The 1,428-nt window shown below is 64.5% G+C and carries 3 protein-coding genes; all 3 read right to left on the bottom strand.

The window, feature by feature from the left end; all coding sequences use genetic code 11:
• Positions 1-214, bottom strand: a 214-nt coding sequence (locus tag HX846_RS36955; protein WP_178967429.1) for an SDR family NAD(P)-dependent oxidoreductase, incomplete at its 3' end; no start/stop codon positions are given.
• Positions 207-1,028 carry a molybdenum cofactor biosynthesis F family protein gene (locus HX846_RS36960; RefSeq protein WP_178967430.1) on the bottom strand — a complete coding sequence of 274 codons (822 nt, stop codon included), beginning with the start codon at positions 1,026-1,028 and terminating at the stop codon, positions 207-209. The genes HX846_RS36960 and HX846_RS36955, both read right to left, overlap by 8 nt.
• 86 nt (positions 1,029-1,114) lie before the next feature.
• Positions 1,115-1,428 (bottom strand): helix-turn-helix transcriptional regulator (locus HX846_RS36965; protein ID WP_178967431.1); only part of this gene is annotated, 314 nt, incomplete at its 5' end.

The raw sequence follows: 1,428 nt of genomic DNA on the forward strand, positions 1-1,428 counted from the left end.
GGCGAATCTGCGCAATAAAACCCTCCCAGGTCTGCGGGCAGGCCGCATCACCCACCAACACCAACCCCCCGGTTTCCCGCGCGACCTGCTCCAGCGGCTCGCAACGACGGCCGATCAGTACCAACTGCGCACCCTCGGCGGCGTACAGCCGGGCGCACGCAGCACCGATGCCCGTGCCGGCCCCGGTGATCACGATCGTGCGCGGCTCAGTCATCAGGATGCTCCGTGCGATTGAGCACCTGGCAGTAGGAGCTGATGGGAAAGTTCGATAGCTCATCGAAGGAGGCGTCGGCATAGCCAAAGATCTTGCCGTCGCTGCGGTGTTGCTGCAGGTCGATCAGCACCAGGCCGAGGGTGGGGATGATTTTTTCGCGCCAGACGAACAGGTAGAGCTGGTCGGCGATCTTGTAGTAATCGCAGCGGTCGGTGTCGCACAGGCCTTGCTCGACACCCTTGAGGCATTGCCAGGCGTAGAACTGGTGGTTGAGGTAGATGTGCTCGTAGACCTCGCTCGGGCTGTAGCGATACTGGTTGCGCAGGCCGATCAGGTCGGTGGTGGGCGCGTGGGGGCATTGGCCGGCTTGCCACGGGCGGTCGAGGCTGCCGTGGAGGAACTCCACTTCCACCGACGTCAGCGGCTTACCGGCCAGGGCGCGGCTGTAGAGGCCTTCGCGGGTTTGTTCCTGGGTGGGCATGCGCCCGAGCACAGCGGTGAACGAAGCGCTGGCGGTGTCGAGCACCAGGCTGACCGACCAGGCCTGCGTGCCTTCGCGCTTGATGAAATCCACCAGGTACAGGCCGGGGCGCACGGAGGTCGCACGGTAGGTTGCGCTGCCGCTGGAGTGACCGTCGGCTGCAGCCCAGGAGAGCCTGTCGCGCTCGAAACGGTGCTCGATCTGCCAGCCATTGGCGAAGTGCAGCGTGAAGGCCTTGCCGCTCAGGTCGGCCAGGTTCGGCAGGATAAATGCCTCTGGGGCGAAGCCGTCGGCCAGGGCGCCCACGGTGATCCAGTCAGAAGGGGTGGTCATTTGCGATGCTCCGGTTGGGTGGGTGAACACCACGAATCATCGCGCCCGGGAGCAGGCGCGGGTATCAACCGGATGGTTGAGGCGAACTACAGAAACAGGCTGCCCACCAGCTCGGTACGACTGCTGACGCCGGTCTTGCGAAACAGGTTGATCAGGTGGGTCTTGATGGTGGGCAGGCCGACGTCCAGCTCCTGGGCCAGCTGTTTATTGCTGGCGCCCTGGCGCAACAGTAGGGCGATCTGGCGCTCCTTGGGTGTGAGACCGGCCAATGCATCTTCAGTGGGCTGCATGTTGGCCACCGCCAGTTGCAGCAAGGTTTGCAGGGCGTTCAGTTGGGCCAGTTGCTCGCCGGTGAAAGCGCCCTGGTCGGCGGTGCGCAACAGCGAAATCGCCGCCTGGG

This window comes from Pseudomonas sp. K5002, assembly GCF_013386655.1.
Taxonomy (GTDB): domain Bacteria; phylum Pseudomonadota; class Gammaproteobacteria; order Pseudomonadales; family Pseudomonadaceae; genus Aquipseudomonas.